Origin of the sequence: Pseudocitrobacter faecalis (genome assembly GCF_965231525.1) — a bacterium.
Classification (GTDB): domain Bacteria; phylum Pseudomonadota; class Gammaproteobacteria; order Enterobacterales; family Enterobacteriaceae; genus Pseudocitrobacter; species Pseudocitrobacter faecalis.
The window spans coordinates 194,756-211,132 of sequence record NZ_CBDDNJ010000002.1; the positions used below are offsets into that span (position 1 = coordinate 194,756).

The following is a 16,377-nucleotide window of genomic DNA, read 5'->3' on the forward strand; positions in this document are numbered from 1 at the left end:
CGAATGATAGTACTCAGGAATATTTCAAAGATTTTTAACCCTGGAAAAGGGACGATAACGGCAGTCGATAACGTCAACCTGAGCATCGAGCAGGGGCAGATCTACGGCATTATCGGCTACAGCGGCGCGGGAAAAAGCACGCTGATTCGCCTGCTCAATGGGCTGGAAAAACCGTCTACGGGCAGCGTGATGGTGAATGGGCAGGATATCTCCGCCGCGAAAGGCGAAACATTGCGTCAGGCACGCCTGAAAATCAGCATGGTATTCCAGCACTTTAACCTGCTCTGGTCGCGCACGGTCAGCGAAAATATCGCCTTTTCGATGCAGATTGCCGGTGTGCCGAAAGCCAAAATTCGCGCTCGCGTGGCGGAACTGGTTGAGCTGGTGGGCCTGAAGGGGCGTGAAAATGCCTATCCTTCACAGTTAAGCGGCGGGCAGAAGCAACGTGTGGGTATCGCCCGCGCGCTGGCCAATAACCCGGACGTGCTGCTGTGTGATGAGGCCACCTCAGCGCTCGACCCGCAAACCACCGATCAAATTCTCGACCTGCTGCTGGATATCAACCGCCGCTTCCGTTTAACCATTGTGCTCATCACCCATGAAATGCACGTGGTGCGCAAAATCTGCGACCGCGTAGCGGTGATGGAAGAGGGCAAGGTGGTGGAAGAGGGCGATGTGCTGGAGGTCTTTACTCATCCGCAAAAACCGATTACTCAGCAGTTTGTACGCCAGGTGAGCCAGTACGTCGAAGAAGAGGCGTTTAACCCCGCACTGACCGACGACCTGACCGGCAGCATTATCAAACTGACCTTCACCGGGCAGACCACGCATCGCCCGGTGGTGGGCGAACTAACGCTGCGCTATGGCCTGCCGTTCAACATTCTGCACGGCAAGATGACGCAGACCACGCACGGCGCGTTTGGTCAGCTCTGGCTGCACGTGGTGGCGAACCCTGAACAACTGAAAAGCATCCTCGCAGATTTGCAGGAAACCGGCATCGACAGCGAGGTAGTAAAACATGGCTGAGCAATTCTTACCGCATCTGAAATGGGATGCCCTGTGGGCCGCCACCCAGGAGACGCTCTACATGACCGCGCTTTCCGGCGTGGCGACGTTTGTTCTCGGCATTGCGCTCGGGCTGGCGCTGTTTTTAACCGCTAAAGGCGGGCTCTTTTATAACCGCCCGCTGTACAGCGTGATTTCGGTGGTGGTGAATGTCTTCCGTTCCATCCCGTTCATTATTTTGATTGTGTTGCTGATCCCGTTTACCAAAACGATCGTCGGCACCATTCTTGGCGCGAACGCGGCGCTGCCGGCACTGATTGTTGGTGCGGCCCCGTTCTATGCGCGACTGGTGGAGATTGCCCTGCGTGAAGTCGACAAAGGGGTGATTGAGGCAACCCGTTCTATGGGCGCACGTTTGTCGACGCTGATTTTCCGCGTCCTGCTGCCCGAATCTTCCCCGGCGCTGGTTTCCGGTATTACCGTCACGCTGATTGCACTGGTGAGTTACAGCGCAATGGCGGGGGTGATCGGCGCAGGTGGTTTAGGGAATCTGGCTTATCTGGAAGGATTCCAGCGCAACCACAATGACGTCACGCTGGTCGCGACGGTGACAATTTTAATCATCGTTTTCATCATCCAGTTCTGCGGCGACGTACTGACTTCTCTGTTAGATAAACGCTAATAACACACACAGGAACCATCATCATGAAAAAGACACTCACGCTTCTCGCCACTGCCACCCTGAGCGCCCTGAGCTTTGCTTCCTGGGCTGACACCCTGACCGTGGGCGCGTCCAACACGCCGCACGCGGAAATTCTGGAACAGGCGAAACCGATTCTGGCGAAGCAGGGCATTGACCTTGAGATCAAACCGTTCCAGGACTACATCCTGCCGAACACCGCACTGGCGGGCCGCGACATTGACGCTAACTACTTCCAGCACATCCCGTATCTGAATAGCGTGCTGAAAGATCATGCGGGCGATAAAGATTATGATTTTGTCAGTGCCGGGGCGATCCACATCGAGCCAATTGGTATTTACTCCAAAAAATACAAAACGCTGAAAGACCTGCCGGAAGGCGGCAAAATCATCATGCGTGACGCGGTTTCCGAAGAGGGGCGTATTCTGACTATCTTTGAAAAAGAGGGTGTGATTAAGCTGAAGCCGGGGATTGATAAAGTGACCGCGCGTATCAGCGATATCGTGGAGAACCCGAAAAAGCTGCAGTTCCTGCCGAACGTAGAAGCGTCTCTGCTGCCGCAGATGTACAACAACGACGAAGGCGCTGCGGTGGTGATTAACGCCAACTACGCGATTGATGCGGGCCTCGACCCGGTGCATGACCCGATTGCGGTAGAGAGTGGCGAAAATAACCCGTATGCCAACATCATCACCGTACATCGCGGCGACGAGAAGAAAAAAGATATCGTGGCGCTGGTGAACGTGCTGCACTCGAAAGAGATTCAGGAGTGGATCCGCACCAAATACAAAGGCGCGGTGATCCCGGTTAATCACTGATCCTTCCGCCCGGTTTACGCCGGGCGTTTCTCCCTCTCCGACACTTCTTTACAGCAATAAGATTGCCAAACCATTTTCGCCCGTTAAGATTAAGCCCGTATTTATACGAGGTAATGATGATTCATCGGCAGCGAAAGGCGATATTACTGGTAGCCCTTGCATGTCTGGTGGTGCTGGTTTGCACCGCGCAGCGCATGGCGAGCCTGCACGCCCTGACGATGAACGTTGCCTCCGTAAGCCAGACCGTCTCATCGGATGGCGATGCGCCCGTCACGCCGTGTGAACTGAGCGCGAAATCGCTGCTGGCGTCGCCACCTGTACTGTTTGAAGGCGCGTTGTTTGCCGTTGCACTGCTGCTGGCGGTACTGGCGGCGCTGCCCGTCTTCTTCACGCGCGTCTGGCCTCCCCGTGTTATCTCTTCGCCCCGATTGCGGGTGCATCTACGATTGTGCGTCTTCCGTGAGTGAGTTTTAGCCTGCGTTATTCAGGTTAATTAACTACTTACGGAGAAAACCAATGCTTACTTTTTTCAGGCAGCTTCTGCTCTGCCTGGTTTGTCTGTGGCTGCCCGCAAGCTGGGCGGCGGACAGCGGCTGGCTGCGCGCCGCCGATAACGATCACGCCAGCGTGCGGCTGCGCACGCAAACTCTTCCGGGCGGCGAGACGCGCCTGCTTCTTGATGTTCAACTGGAGAAGGGGTGGAAAACCTACTGGCGCTCGCCAGGCGAGGGTGGGATTGCGCCCACTATCGTCTGGGATGATGCGCCGTCGGTGACCTGGCGCTGGCCGGTGCCGCAACGCTTTGATGTCGCAGGTATTACGACGCAGGGCTATCACGATAACGTTAGCTTCCCCATCACGCTGCATGATGTCAAAACGTCGACGCTGAGCGGTGTGCTGACGCTCTCTACCTGTAGCAACGTCTGTATTCTGACGGACTATCCGTTCTCGCTCGACCTGCACGCTCCGGCGGATAAAAACATCGATTACGACTTCACTCGCGCGATGGGCACACTGCCACGCGAAGATGGGCTGGCCACCACGTTGCAGGCGGATTATGCGCCGGGAAAAATGATCGTTACCGCCACGCGTGAGAGCGGCTGGCAATCGCCCGCGCTGTTTCTCGATACGCTGGACGGCGTCAGTTTTGCCAAACCCACCTTCCGGGTGAAAGGCGACACGCTCATCGCCACCGTGCCGGTGACGGACGAATGGGGCGATAGCGCACCGGATTTACAGGGCAAAACGGTGTCGCTGGTGCTGGTGGATAACGGCCTCGCGCAGGAGAGCACGCGGGTCATAGGCCGAGCGAGTGGGCTACCATCTGACGGCGTGTCGCTGTGGCTGGTGCTGTCGATGGCGCTGCTCGGTGGGCTGATTCTCAATATTATGCCCTGCGTATTACCGGTTCTCGCGATGAAACTTGGCTCGGTATTACAGGGTGATAGCACGCAGCGTGGCGTGGTGCGGCGGCAGTTTCTGGCCTCAGTGGCGGGGATAGTGGCGTCATTTTTGGCGCTGGCATTGATGATGACGGTACTCCGTCTGAGCAATCAGGCGCTGGGCTGGGGCATACAGTTCCAGAATCCGTGGTTTATTGCGACGATGGTGCTGGTAATGGTGCTGTTCAGCGCCAGCCTGCTGGGGCTATTTGAGATTCGCCTCTCTTCCAATGCCACAACCTTTCTCGCCACGCGCGGCGGTCACGGGCTGGTGGGGCATTTCTGGCAGGGCGCATTTGCCACGCTGCTGGCAACGCCCTGTACGGCGCCGTTCCTCGGCACGGCGGTGTCGGTGGCGCTGGTTGCGCCGCTGCCGAAACTGTGGGGCATTTTCCTTGCGATGGGGATTGGCATGAGCCTGCCGTGGCTGCTGGTCGCGGCATGGCCGGGGCTAGCGCTGCGCCTGCCAAAGCCGGGCCGCTGGATGAATCTGGTGCGTATCGTGCTGGGCGTGATGATGCTGGGCTCCGCGCTCTGGCTGCTGACGCTACTGAACGTGCATGTTGGGGCTGCCATCACCTGGGGAATTGGCGGCGTGCTGGCACTGTTGCTATGCGCTGCACTGGCCTGGCGCTATCGCGGGCGTGTGGCGCTGTGCGCGGCGGGGCTGATGCTACTGACTGCGGCGACGCTTTTCTGGCTGCCGCAATCCACTTCCCCGCTGCGTGACCGAATTGACTGGCAGCCGCTGAGCGAGCAGGCGATTCAGACGGCGCTGGCTGACGGCAAGCGCGTGTTTGTTGATGTGACCGCCGACTGGTGCGTCACCTGTAAAGCCAATAAATACAATGTGCTGCTAAGCGATGACATTCAGCAGGCGCTCACAGCGCCAGATGTTGTCGCCCTGCGCGGTGACTGGAGCCGCCCGTCCACCGTCATCAGCCAGTTTCTCCAGCGCCGCCAAAGCGCGGCTATCCCGTTTAATCAAATTTATGGCCCCGCAACGCCGCAGGGCGAGATCCTGCCGCCGCTGCTCAGCCGCGATGCGGTACTGAATGCGTTGTCCAACGCCAAAGGAAAAAACTAATGCGCGTATTTACTCTGATATTACTGCTGTGTGTGGCCACCTTTAGCCAGGCACAAGAAGCGGACACACAATCGCAGCTCACCGAGATGATTTTCAACGATCCGACAAGCCCGCGCCAGGGTGCGGAAAAACCGGCGCTGGTGATCGTCAACTTTACCGATTACAACTGCCCTTACTGCAAACAGTTTGACCCGATGCTGGAGAAAATTGTGCAGGATTACCCGCAGGTGCAACTGGTCGTCAAACTGCTGCCGTTTCGCGGCGAAAGTTCGATGACTTCCGCGCGCGTGGCGTTAACCACCTGGCGTCAGCAGCCGGAAAAATTCTGGGCGCTGCATCAGCGGTTGATGGCGAAAAAAGGTAATCACGATGACGCCTCGATCCTGAGTGCGCAGCAGAAAACCCAGACGGCGGATATCAAGGCGGATGCGCAAAGCACGGATAGCGTGAAGCTGAATCTGATCCTGTCGCAGGTGCTGGGCATTCAGGGAACGCCCGCGACGATCGTTGGCGATCAAATGGTGGCGGGCGCCATCGACTATGACGATCTGGAGGCGCTGGTGAAAGAACAGCTGGCGAAAGCCAATGCGCAATAAATTACGCCGCTGGCTGAAGGATTTGGTCGTTCTGCTACTCCTGGCGATGGCGCTGATGTGGGGGATGGATCAACTGCGTAAGCCTGAACTCCCGGAGAATGTTTCCGGGATAACCTTACAGACGCTGGACGGCGAAACCCATTCGCTGGCAGAGCTGAGCCAGAAAAAGCCGTTGCTACTCTACGTATGGGCGAGCTGGTGTGGCGTATGCCGCTACACCACGCCTGCGGTGGCACAACTTTCGCAGGAAGGTCAGAACGTTCTGAGCGTGGCCCTGCGCTCCGGAGACGACAACCAACTGGCGCAGTGGATGGCGAAAAAGCATCTGACCCTGCCGGTGGTAAACGACCCGCGCGGCGAGCTTTCCGCACGCTGGCGGGTGAGCGTGACGCCCACGCTGGTGGTGATCTCTCAGGGGCAGGTGGTAAATGTGACCACCGGCTGGAGCAGCTACTGGGGCATGCGCGCCCGGTTGTGGTGGGGCGGGCTTTAGTAGGTCACGTTGATGGTGACCGTATCGGCGTAGGTGTCGGGCGTGTAATTCGCGCTCGGCACCGTGGCATACGCATTGTAGGTGATGGTTTGCCCGTTCCCCGTTCCGGCAACCGTATTGCTGCCGGTGGTATTTCCCCACGGCGTACCGCTGGTTCCGGCGGTGGAACGAAGCTGATACGGCACCTGATCGCTGTTGCTGGCATTGCCGGTATTGGTTTTCATCACCCCGCTGCCGGTCGTGCTGTTGTTGGACGGTACCAGCCCGATGGTATAGGGCGTGTTGCTGGTGCAGGCCACGCCAATGCTGTTGCTGGCGCTGAGGTTAGTATCGGTGAAGGCCGCATTGCCAAAATTAATATTGCTCGCCGTGGTGACGTTGCAAAATTTGGTTACGGTAGCCGAGACGGTAAAGGGAAAGGTTGCCCCCTGCGTGGAACCGCAGTTTGCGGGGGGCGCAGCCAGGCCGATGTTTATTGTCATACTGGCGGTCGCCGCCGTGTAGGTATCCTGATAACTTCCCGGCACGACGCTGGTTTGTCGGGCGGGCACTTTGGCATACACCGTTAAGCTTCCCGTCACCGGCGTCAGGTTTAACAAATTAAGCTGGATCGCCGGAACGGTGGTTCCGCTTTGATATTGGCTGCCCCAGACCGTAGTGTACGACGCGTTCGAATAAAGCTGATAATCGAGTGTCCCGGCAGGTGGCCCCGCGTAAGCCATTCTGCGCGGTATCACCTGCCCGCTGTTCGCTGACGCGCCGATGTTAAAGCAGATGGTGACGCCGGCCAGTAAATCGCCAAGCTCCTTAGTACAACTGTAGTTGAAGGTCATGCTGGTATTGGTATCCGCGCTGCTTAACGGATTGACGTTCCCAAAACTGATGTTTTGCACGCCGGACATTGAGCACACGACGGCTTTGCTGGCCAGCGGGCAGAGCAATAATCCCAGCAGTAATACCAGATGAATTAACCGCACATCACGACTCCTGTAGTTAGCGACAGACCAATGGGCCAATTTGCGGGATGCCTTTGGCCTGACGCGGGTAATCGAACTGCACCGCGCATTTGCCGCCCGGCAGAGCAACCTCCAGCGTGTTATGCGAAGAGACCATATCGAAATAGGCCATCCCATCAAAACCGATCATTACCGTATCTGTACTCTGTTGCCCTGGGTTGAGTGTGGCCTGGCTGCCTTCCGGCAACGCGCGGCCCTGCGCATCCACTAAGACAATCAACGCGGGTTGCGTGGTGGTAATACCAAACTCCACCAGCGTGCCGGAACGATCGGCGGGAACCGCGGCGGCGTTAACCCGATCGACGCGCGTGTTGGCCGGAAGATTCAGCGTGTCGATGCTTATCTGATTGTTTTGATAGCTATTGAGCTGTGTCACCAGCAGTAAGCCGTCGTCGTCGCTGGTGCCAACCACGTTATTCTCCAGCATCACCGGCACGTCCGGCACGCCCTGCGTCGACACCACCGCAAAGCCATTATTGATTTCCCGCGCGGCAAACAGACCGCCGCCCATCATTACCAGCGAACCGGTCGCGCCCGCGTAAGCGTAGTGGTTATCGGGAACACGGTTAAAGCCGGTATAGACCTTCCCGTATCGCCCCTGATAGCCGACTTCGCCCTGGCCGCTGGTTTCTGACGCCTGGCGATTGGCGGCGATATTCCAGCCCCAGCCACCTTCAGACGGCAGCATCTGGCTGGCATTCATCATGTAACCCGTCTCATCGTTAGTGCGCTGAACGGTACCGCTGACGGTGCGGTTGTTCTCCAGTGAAACCGTGAGCATCAGGTAGACGCTGCTGTCCTGGTGATCGTCAAGATTCTGGTTCAGCCCGAGGTTAAGCCAGGCTTTCTCCGTCAGCGCTTTTGACCAGTTGGCATTCACGTAGCGCAGATTGCTGTCGTGCGGATAGCGAAACTGTAAATAGCCGACGCTGAAATTGCCGAGTGCCTGGGCGTTATAGCCCACCACCGTATTGCTGTTCAGCTCTGGCGGCGCCTGGCCGTAAGCAGTGGCGATATCGCGATAGTCGCCGCTGGTGACGGTCGTTGAGGTATTGAAGCTGAAAATATCGTTCGACCAGCGATAGCCGAGGCTGTACAGCGCGCCGTTTTTCCCTTCATCGCCGCTGAAGGCGAGGGCGGCTGAAATCGTGCCGCTGCGCGGGCCTGGCACCCAGTCGTTACTGATGCCGCCGTTAATCAGACTGTCGCTGGCTTCGCCATGGGCGGCGGTGGTGAAGGTGTTGCTGATGCCGTGACGCCAAGTGGCGCTAAGCGCGGGTTTGCTGGCGTAATCAAACGAAGTGTAACCGTAGTTTTCCCGCACCACGCCCAGTTCGGCTGACCATTCCGTTAACCCCTTTCGCAGCAACGACTGATCGTTATAAAACGAAAAATTTTGCACAGTTGTGCGCCCCAGCGCATCGGTCATTGTCACCTGGGCGTTCCCCGCGCCGTTGATATTGGGCAGGGTGTTAATCTCAAAATTTCCGGCGGGGACGTTGCCGTTGTAATTTCTTACCCCGTTTACATACAGTTCCACACTCGACGGAAGTGTCGCGGAACCAAAAAATGCGGGCAGCGGGGTGGTGGGCTGATAGGGTTGCAGGCTGAAATCGGTGCCGATTTGCAGGCCGGCAATACGCGTGGAACGCGACCATGACAGAGCGCTGGTGAGCGTGTCGCCCAACGAGACATACAGCATTTTATCCGGGAAGGAAGAGCGCCAACTGGTATCAAGACGCGTGAATCCGTTGCTTTGATAACCCGGCGTGCTTTCGGTGGTGTTTTGACTTAATTGAGTCGAGCTGAGAACCCCGGCGGCGTTAAAAGCGCGCAGCTCGCTCCATGTATTAAGCCGCGTTTCATCATCCTGCGCGGCGTAGAGATCGTAGTTGAGCAGCAGCCCGTGCGAGATGCTGGCTTGCGGCTGTTCCACGTTCTCTCTACCCACTTCGGTAGTGCCGAGATCCAGCGCGCTAAGCGGGGCGGTGAGCGTGAGCGTCTGCTGCTGAACGTCGTAATCGACATTAAGCTGTGGAATGTCATTGAGCGCGCGCGTCTCGCCTGCCGGGATGCCAATCTGGTGCCGCGAGGCGGGGCTGGCGTAGAGCTTTTCATTGATGAAACGGAAATGCACCAGCCCTTTGGGGTTTCCGTTAACCGTCACATCAAGGTAGAGGTCGATACCTTCATGCTGCGTGTTATCATTCATCGGAGTATCCCGTGATGGGCCAGTGTTGGTATTGTTCGCGACCGCGGCACCCGATACACATGTTGCGCTAAGCAAAATGACGTTTGCCAGACGGGAAAGTCTTTTACAGATTTTGCACCGCTTTTTGGCCATTGATCATGACTTCGAGTTTTCCGCCAGGTGCAATATTTGCGGCTTTTGGCGTTAATATCCATCGCATAGTCGAGCCTGGAAGAACATACCCCAGTAGCCCCGGCGTAATTTCTCTTCTGCCGCCCTGTTGATTGATATACGTTACGGCGGAGAGTTGTGCATGACTATTTCCGTTGTTACTGACCTCAAGGAAATTATCATTTCCGACACGTTTTACTCCCCATGTTAATTTCGCTTGCGGCGTGTCACTGTTCTTCGGTTGAATAAAAACGGGGAGTGAATAATGTAAAACGAATTGTAATTTATTGGACTGCGGCGTGGCTGATGGTAATTCATTAACAGATAACCGGTAAGACTCCTCGACACTGTTAGTTGGATTACCCAGGCGAATGACGCGAATCAACTGGCGCTGCCCGGGTTGCAGCGTGAGCATCGGCGGGCTGATGACCAGATCGCGCGAGGCGGTCAGGTTGTCTTTAAAATCGCGCTGGCTCCAGTGAAAGACGCGCACCTGCGCGTTAATGGTATTGGTGCCTTCGTTACTCAGCCAGATGCCGTCAGCATTTTTATCCTGAAGGGTCAAGGAGACAGGAGAAACCTGCAAACCGCTGGCCAGAGCGACATTTTGTGAAGCGATCAATCCTGTCAGGCAGAGCCAAACAGCCTGCCTTAAAAAGGTTTTTATTCTCATAAAATTCCGTTTTATCAATAGTTAACGTTAACAGTTACCGTGTCTGCATAGCTATCAGGTGTGAAGTTTGCGCTCGCAGCGGTCGCATAGACTGTGTAGGTTTGTGCAACGCCTGTACCGGTGCCTGCCACGCCATTACCCACCGTGGTCGTGGTCGCGGTGTTCCCCCACACCGGGCCAGTCGCGGAGGTTTGGTTAAGCTGATACGGCACTTTATCGGTATTGGTCGCGGCGTTGGCAACAGATGACATCGCCCCTGCACCGCCCGTACCACCGCCATTCGCCGTAGAGGGGGCAAGGCCGATAAAGTAAGGCGTTGTTTTCGAACAGTTCACCGAAATAGTGCTGTTACCGCTGGTATTGGTGGCATTGGCATTTACTGAACCCAGGTTAATGTTGGAGGATGCTCCCGCGGTAACACTGCATGATTTGAGAATAGTAATAAGAACCTGAAAGGTGGCTGTCGCCGTCGCGGCATTGGCTGCTGGAATAACAGAAAATGCGAAGCAAGGAAGAATGAAGCGCAGCAGGGTTGATGGTTTCATATTCTTATCCTCTACAGGTTATCTTATTCTTTTCAAAAGAGTGGAAGGGGAATTGTCTCAATTGGGCTTAAGTAAACAGTAGGGTACGGAAATGTTTTGTGCCAATTTTAAAATAAAGATTTGTGCGTATTGAATTTCTTTAAGGATATATTTTATTTTCATGGTGATTTTATAGGAATAATCTTGTGGATGTTTTTGGTGAATGGAATAAATAAGATGAAATATAGGATATATTATATTTTTTAACAGCTTCTCCCTGTTGCCTGAAATGGCAAAAAAGCGATTTGCCGCTACACTCCCGATGAGGGAGGCTGAGGACATGGACGCCCGAAGAAGTGACCCGTACGAGGTTTCGTATGAAAGGTGTAAGAATCCCTTTGATATCGTGAGCCGTTTGAGGTCTTATAGTCTTGTTAATCACGTGGTTAATTTAAGGACGAGAACATGCCAACAGTCATCGCTAAAGCCCTGGATTTCATCAACGCTATGGATACAACCGTTGCGGTACCGCACTCTATGGATGAAAGCACAGCGAAGGGTATCTTTAAGTATCTGAAAGAAATCGGTGTACAGGTGAGTGCAGAAGAAATTACTGCGCGAGGGACTTCAGAGGGATGGAATCCCGAGTTCACTAAAAAAGTCGTCGGATGGGCTGAAAAAATCGCCTCTGACGAGCGTGTTGTGATTAAAAACCCCGAGTATTTTTCTTCCTATATGCAGGAACAACTGAGCGCGTTAGTGTGAGTTAACGTGGTGAGGTATGCTGCAAAAACGAAGGGCTTACGTTTTCACGTAAGCCCTTGCTGTATCTGGTGGCCCCTGTTGGGTTTGAACCAACGACCAAGCGATTATGAGGAGAGATAGCATAACACCAGGCATTAATAAGTAAATACAAGCAGTTAACGCTTAGGCTATTGACCAATAAACCACCCTGACACCCCAAAATTCCTGGAATTGTTTAAATTTAATAATTCTGCTGTTGCGGCTATCGAGCCAAATCCGGTCAAACGGCTGGAATTTGCTGACACTGTTTTGTCGGATTGCGATTACGCGTGATGCAATGGAAATTCCCCACTCTGATCGTTGACCAGGCGCGCGAGCAGAATCGGCGAGGTTATCGTTACGGGCCGTAATTCCAACTAACGCCGACGCACTGATGGAGCCAGCGCAGAAAGTTGAGCGGGCGATTCTGGAACTTGCCGGGTTTGTTGAGAGTGCCGGGCGGCTCGATGCGCTGCTGGGCGTCATGAGTGACGACGACAAACGGTGTGCGTTTTTTGCGCTACTAAATCCGCTTGCCGAAAAGTTTGGGTAAACAGAATCCTAAAAAGTAAATGCTGTTATATGGTTACGAACGCTTTTGCGCGCGTAACAGTATGATGGAACCCTCATTTTTAAGGGGGTTCATAATGAAAAGAATGTCATTTTGTTTGTTGTGCGTTTTTATTCTTTCAGGGTGTACGGTCCATAAGCAATTAATCCCCATGGGCGGAAGCAAAGCCGACGGAACAATAAGGATGGGATACCACGTCGGTGATACCTACGGGATGTTTGAAAAAGCCAGCGTTGATATGATGCAAGCTCAGTCGCTCGCCATCCAAAAATGTAAGGTTTGGGGATATGAGGGCGCAGAGGCGTTCGGCGGGCAGTCCTCACAGTGCACAGACCCGAGCCCGGCGGGTTGTCGGCAGGCTGATATATACGTGGAGTATCAGTGTACCGGCGGTAAGGCTTCGCAGAACTAAAGAGACGAGCCGGTCACTAGACCGGCTTTTTTTATGCTGCAGCGCTGATGGTAAAATCAAAATGAATCGCATCATATGGGAACAGCGTGCCGCGCTCGCCGCGCTCCAGTAGCCCGCCATTAATCAGCGTGGTAATGTCCGTGTGAACGCCTTTTACGTCACGCCCGACAAGCGTCGCAATCTCGCGGATCGTCAATTCACCGCACCCAGCCATAGCCTGCAAGATCCCCATTCTGTTGGGTGCTAAAACTTTATGCATCACAGCCCATGAAGGGAACGAGATCACGCCCTCGCCCGTGCCGCGTTCGCCAGTTGCGATGGCATTCATGGCGGACATAACGTCCGCCGCGAAATCCTGCATATTTTCAATTTTAATCGTAACGGTTTTCATGTTACCCCCGATCATCTCGAATAGTTTCAACGTCTGCCAGAAAATCTGCTAACAGTTGCTCAATGCTCATAAAGCTGGTGGAAATTTCCCGGTCACCTATGTGCTTGTGATCCCCTTTGCCGCGTTCGTTGTCGTACCGCATAACGCACACCCCGGAAACAACGTAGGCCATACTGTATTTATAACCGTGGCTGCTACCCAGCACAGCCGGATCGACTTCCCATATCAGTATTTGAATGTATTCGTTTTCGCTCAAATACCTGGTGAACTTCTTAAACAGTGTCGCTGGCATTTTTCGCCCTCCTTGCGTGTTGTAAATAATGACAACAAAAAAGGGCGTTGTCAATGATTACAACAAACAGAGGTTTATATGACGGATGAGGAAAAAGTCGGGGGATGATGAGTTTACAGACGGTTTATCGAGTTTGTAGACGAACTCAAGAGCCAGGACTTCAGAGCGTTCATTCAGCCGCTTTATTTGGAAATGCGCGAACGACTATTCAACAGGATGCATGCGCGGGGTTGACATTTTTCCGAAAACGAGGCGAATCAATGGATCAAGCGATATCAGGCGGGTATGCCGATAAAACCACAACAGAGACGGATAACCGCTATTGGATACTCAGAAACATAGGGAGGATGTGGTAGTGCTGGAAATATCCCCGGCATATCCCCGGTAAAAGCGAAAGGGCCTGCGATTTCTCGCAAGCCCTTGATATGTTTGGTGGCCCCTGTTGGGTTTGAACCAACGACCAAGCGATTATGAGTCGCCTGCTCTAACCACTGAGCTAAGGGGCCGTGGCGGGGAATTATAAAGTAACTGCGGTTTACAATCCAGTTGTTAAGGTACGTCTGCTGTTTTTATAAACAACGTATTTTCAATTCGTTATAATGGTCACATGAACCATTTATCAGAGAACAGCATGGTTAAAGATATTATCGCTCCAGGGCTGCGGGTGGTGTTTTGCGGCATTAATCCGGGTTTGTCTTCCTCTTCACTCGGTTTTCCCTTCGCGCATCCGGCTAACCGCTTCTGGAAAGTGCTGCATCTGGCCGGGTTTACTGACAGGCAATTGAAGCCAGAGGAAGCCGAGCATCTGCTCGATTTTCGCTGCGGTGTCACCAAACTGGTTGATCGCCCGACGGTACAGGCCACGGAAGTGAAGCGCCAGGAGTTGCATGACGGCGGGCGGGCGCTGATTAGCAAAATCGAGGACTATCAACCTGCGGCGCTGGCGGTGCTGGGGAAACAGGCATTTGAACAAGGATTCAGCCAGCGAGGTGTGCCGTGGGGCAAGCAGTCGATGTCGATTGGCGTGACGCAGGTGTGGGTGCTGCCGAATCCGAGCGGGTTAAACCGAATTACGACGGATAAGCTGGTTGAGGCGTACCGGGAACTGGATCAGGCGCTGGTGTTGCGGGGGCTTTGATGGATGCCCTCACCCCGGCCCTCTCCCGAAGGGAGAGGGAGAAAATCCCAACCATTATGCACAATCGATCCCCTCTCCCTCAGGGTTAGGGTGAGGGTATAAAACCCCCATAAAAAAAGCTCCCCGTAGGGAGCTTTTTACGTTTCACAGACCGGGATTAATCGTCCAGGAAGCTACGCAGGACTTCAGAACGGCTCGGGTGACGCAGTTTACGCAGCGCCTTCGCTTCGATCTGACGGATACGTTCACGGGTAACGTCGAATTGTTTACCCACTTCTTCCAGCGTGTGGTCAGTGTTCATGTCGATACCGAAACGCATACGCAGCACTTTCGCTTCACGCGCGGTCAGGCCAGCCAGAACGTCGTGCGTTGCCGCACGCAGACTTTCGGTCGTCGCAGAATCCAGCGGCAGTTCGAGGGTGGTATCCTCGATGAAATCACCCAGATGCGAATCTTCATCGTCGCCGATCGGCGTTTCCATGGAGATAGGCTCTTTAGCAATTTTCAGCACTTTACGGATTTTGTCTTCCGGCATCAGCATGCGCTCAGCCAGCTCTTCTGGCGTCGGCTCGCGGCCCATCTCTTGCAGCATCTGGCGAGAAATACGGTTGAGCTTGTTGATGGTCTCAATCATATGCACCGGAATACGGATGGTGCGCGCCTGATCCGCGATAGAACGGGTGATCGCCTGACGGATCCACCAGGTTGCATAGGTGGAGAACTTGTAACCACGACGATATTCGAACTTATCAACCGCTTTCATCAGGCCGATGTTACCTTCCTGAATCAGGTCGAGGAACTGCAAGCCACGGTTGGTGTATTTCTTAGCGATAGAAATAACCAGACGTAAGTTCGCTTCAACCATTTCTTTCTTCGCACGGCGGGCTTTCGCTTCACCGATGGACATACGACGGTTGATATCTTTAACCTGCTCGATGGTCAGGCCGGTTTCTTCTTCAATTTGTTGCAGCTTCATCAGGCTGCGCTGAACGTCTTCTTTAATGTCGAGCAGCTTCTCAGACCACGGCTTGTTCATCGCAATGGCGGCGTTGAACCAGGTTTCGCTGGTTTCGTTGCCGGTGAACAGGGTGATGAAGTTTTTCTTCGGCATTTTGCACTGTTCAACGCACATCTTCATGATGATACGTTCCTGGGTACGCACACGGTCCATCATGACGCGCATGCTGTTCACCAGGTAGTCGAACTGTTTTGGCACCAGGCGGAACTGTTTGAAGACTTCGGACAGCTTCAGGATCTCTTCCTGCGCGGCGGCATGACTACGGCCTTTCGCCTTGATGGTGTCGCGAGTCACTTCATACTGCGTGCGCAGTTCAGCGAATTTCTCACGTGCCAGTTCAGGGTCGATGCTGTTGTCATCATCGCTGCTGTCGTCGTCGTCCTCTTCATCTTCATCGTCGTCATCCATCTCTTCCTGAGAGAGTTCAGAACCAACGTGAGTCGCGGTCGGTGCTAAATCTTCTTCAGCGTTCGGATCGACGAACCCGGTGATGAGATCGGACAGACGCGCTTCTTCCGCTTCAACACGATCGTACTGTTCAAGCAGATAGGTGATGGCTTCCGGGTATTCCGCGACGGAACACTGAACCTGGTTGATCCCGTCTTCAATACGTTTAGCGATGTCAATTTCGCCTTCGCGGGTCAACAGTTCAACGGTACCCATTTCACGCATGTACATACGAACCGGGTCAGTGGTGCGCCCGATTTCAGATTCCACGCTCGAAAGCACCTGTGCGGCGGCTTCTTCCGCATCTTCATCGGTGTTGTTCGATGTTTCAGCGAGCAACAGGTCATCGGCATCCGGTGCTTCTTCCATCACCTGAATGCCCATGTCGTTGATCATTTGGATGATGTCTTCGATCTGATCGGAGTCGACGATATCTTCCGGCAGATGGTCATTGACCTCGGCATAGGTCAGATAGCCTTGCTCCTTACCACGTTGGACAAGAAGCTTCAGCTGTGACTGCGGGTTTTGCTCCATAAGACGGTATCCACACTTATTTCATGAGATTGGTGTCGGTCGGCGAAACAAGCCGCCAACAGAGTGTAACGAGGA

The 16,377-nt window shown here is 54.3% G+C and carries 18 protein-coding genes and 1 tRNA gene; 11 read left to right on the forward strand and 8 right to left on the reverse strand.

Going from position 1 to position 16,377, the window contains the following annotated elements; translation table 11 throughout:
• Nucleotides 1–3: 3 nt before the first annotated feature.
• The 7 genes from ACOXYR_RS01580 to ACOXYR_RS01610 all read left to right on the forward strand — a co-directional run bounded on the left by ACOXYR_RS01580 (nucleotide 4) and on the right by ACOXYR_RS01610 (nucleotide 6,141).
• Nucleotides 4–1,026 carry a methionine ABC transporter ATP-binding protein gene (locus ACOXYR_RS01580; protein ID WP_421355399.1) on the forward strand — a complete coding sequence of 341 codons (1,023 nt, stop codon included), beginning with the start codon at nucleotides 4–6 and terminating at the stop codon, nucleotides 1,024–1,026.
• Nucleotides 1,019–1,687: a methionine ABC transporter permease gene (locus tag ACOXYR_RS01585; protein ID WP_108475053.1), complete on the forward strand. Its 669-nt coding sequence runs from the start codon at nucleotides 1,019–1,021 to the stop codon at nucleotides 1,685–1,687. Before ACOXYR_RS01580 ends, ACOXYR_RS01585 begins: the two co-directional genes overlap by 8 nt.
• 23 nt (nucleotides 1,688–1,710) lie before the next feature.
• A complete protein-coding gene (locus ACOXYR_RS01590) occupies nucleotides 1,711–2,523 on the forward strand; it encodes a MetQ/NlpA family ABC transporter substrate-binding protein (RefSeq protein ID WP_421355398.1) in 813 nt (270 codons plus the stop codon).
• Nucleotides 2,524–2,639: 116 nt separating this feature from the next.
• Complete coding sequence (locus ACOXYR_RS01595; protein WP_149464053.1) at nucleotides 2,640–2,990, forward strand: copper resistance protein; 351 nt, start codon at nucleotides 2,640–2,642, stop codon at nucleotides 2,988–2,990.
• Nucleotides 2,991–3,039: 49 nt separating this feature from the next.
• Nucleotides 3,040–5,052, forward strand: coding sequence for a protein-disulfide reductase DsbD family protein (locus ACOXYR_RS01600; RefSeq protein ID WP_421355397.1), 2,013 nt, complete (start codon nucleotides 3,040–3,042; stop codon nucleotides 5,050–5,052).
• Nucleotides 5,052–5,648 carry a DsbA family protein gene (locus tag ACOXYR_RS01605; RefSeq protein WP_421355396.1) on the forward strand — a complete coding sequence of 199 codons (597 nt, stop codon included), beginning with the start codon at nucleotides 5,052–5,054 and terminating at the stop codon, nucleotides 5,646–5,648. The genes ACOXYR_RS01600 and ACOXYR_RS01605 overlap by 1 nt, the downstream gene beginning before the upstream one ends.
• Entirely contained in the window at nucleotides 5,638–6,141 is a 504-nt protein-coding gene (locus ACOXYR_RS01610; protein WP_421355395.1) for a protein disulfide oxidoreductase, read from the forward strand. The genes ACOXYR_RS01605 and ACOXYR_RS01610 overlap by 11 nt, the downstream gene beginning before the upstream one ends.
• Here the strand turns inward: ACOXYR_RS01610 and ACOXYR_RS01615 are convergent.
• The 4 genes from ACOXYR_RS01615 to ACOXYR_RS01630 form a co-directional block, all read right to left on the reverse strand.
• Nucleotides 6,138–7,118, reverse strand: coding sequence for a Csu type fimbrial protein (locus ACOXYR_RS01615; RefSeq protein ID WP_421355394.1), 981 nt, complete (start codon nucleotides 7,116–7,118; stop codon nucleotides 6,138–6,140). The two genes, ACOXYR_RS01610 and ACOXYR_RS01615, sit on opposite strands and share 4 nt — an antisense overlap.
• A gap of 16 nt (nucleotides 7,119–7,134) precedes the next feature.
• Nucleotides 7,135–9,369 (reverse strand): fimbria/pilus outer membrane usher protein, encoded by a 2,235-nt coding sequence (locus ACOXYR_RS01620; RefSeq protein WP_421355393.1) that lies wholly within the window; start codon nucleotides 9,367–9,369, stop codon nucleotides 7,135–7,137.
• A gap of 103 nt (nucleotides 9,370–9,472) precedes the next feature.
• The gene (locus ACOXYR_RS01625) at nucleotides 9,473–10,192 is read right to left on the reverse strand and encodes a fimbrial biogenesis chaperone (protein WP_421355392.1); all 720 of its coding nucleotides are present in this window, start codon (nucleotides 10,190–10,192) and stop codon (nucleotides 9,473–9,475) included.
• Between the two features lie 14 nt (nucleotides 10,193–10,206).
• A complete protein-coding gene (locus tag ACOXYR_RS01630; RefSeq protein WP_113858952.1) occupies nucleotides 10,207–10,737 on the reverse strand; it encodes a Csu type fimbrial protein in 531 nt (176 codons plus the stop codon).
• 444 nt (nucleotides 10,738–11,181) lie between these two features.
• On the opposite strand from ACOXYR_RS01630, the gene ACOXYR_RS01635 reads away from it, so the two are divergent.
• The 3 genes from ACOXYR_RS01635 to yecR all read left to right on the forward strand — a co-directional run bounded on the left by ACOXYR_RS01635 (nucleotide 11,182) and on the right by yecR (nucleotide 12,482).
• Nucleotides 11,182–11,481, forward strand: a complete 300-nt coding sequence (locus tag ACOXYR_RS01635) for a DUF1889 family protein (protein ID WP_108475064.1) — start codon at nucleotides 11,182–11,184, stop codon at nucleotides 11,479–11,481.
• A 412-nt stretch (nucleotides 11,482–11,893) separates the two neighbouring features.
• Nucleotides 11,894–12,052: a hypothetical protein gene (locus ACOXYR_RS01640; RefSeq protein WP_421355391.1), complete on the forward strand. Its 159-nt coding sequence runs from the start codon at nucleotides 11,894–11,896 to the stop codon at nucleotides 12,050–12,052.
• A gap of 94 nt (nucleotides 12,053–12,146) precedes the next feature.
• Nucleotides 12,147–12,482 carry a YecR family lipoprotein gene (yecR, locus tag ACOXYR_RS01645; RefSeq protein WP_113858953.1) on the forward strand — a complete coding sequence of 112 codons (336 nt, stop codon included), beginning with the start codon at nucleotides 12,147–12,149 and terminating at the stop codon, nucleotides 12,480–12,482.
• A 31-nt stretch (nucleotides 12,483–12,513) separates the two neighbouring features.
• On the opposite strand, the gene ACOXYR_RS01650 is transcribed toward yecR, so the two are convergent.
• The 3 genes from ACOXYR_RS01650 to ACOXYR_RS01660 form a co-directional block, all read right to left on the reverse strand.
• Complete coding sequence (locus ACOXYR_RS01650; RefSeq protein ID WP_407731628.1) at nucleotides 12,514–12,873, reverse strand: HVO_A0114 family putative DNA-binding protein; 360 nt, start codon at nucleotides 12,871–12,873, stop codon at nucleotides 12,514–12,516.
• Between the two features lies 1 nt (nucleotide 12,874).
• A complete protein-coding gene (locus tag ACOXYR_RS01655) occupies nucleotides 12,875–13,165 on the reverse strand; it encodes a toxin-antitoxin system TumE family protein (RefSeq protein ID WP_113858955.1) in 291 nt (96 codons plus the stop codon).
• Between the two features lie 430 nt (nucleotides 13,166–13,595).
• Nucleotides 13,596–13,671: transfer RNA gene (locus ACOXYR_RS01660), tRNA-Ile, on the reverse strand.
• 125 nt (nucleotides 13,672–13,796) lie between these two features.
• Here ACOXYR_RS01660 and mug point away from each other — a divergent pair.
• Nucleotides 13,797–14,303, forward strand: a complete 507-nt coding sequence (gene mug / locus ACOXYR_RS01665; protein ID WP_108475072.1) for a G/U mismatch-specific DNA glycosylase — start codon at nucleotides 13,797–13,799, stop codon at nucleotides 14,301–14,303.
• A gap of 157 nt (nucleotides 14,304–14,460) precedes the next feature.
• Here mug and rpoD read toward each other — a convergent pair whose 3' ends face one another.
• On the reverse strand, nucleotides 14,461–16,302 hold the full coding sequence (gene rpoD, locus ACOXYR_RS01670; RefSeq protein WP_108475073.1) for an RNA polymerase sigma factor RpoD: 1,842 nt from the start codon (nucleotides 16,300–16,302) through the stop codon (nucleotides 14,461–14,463).
• Between the last annotated feature and the right edge of the window lie 75 nt (nucleotides 16,303–16,377).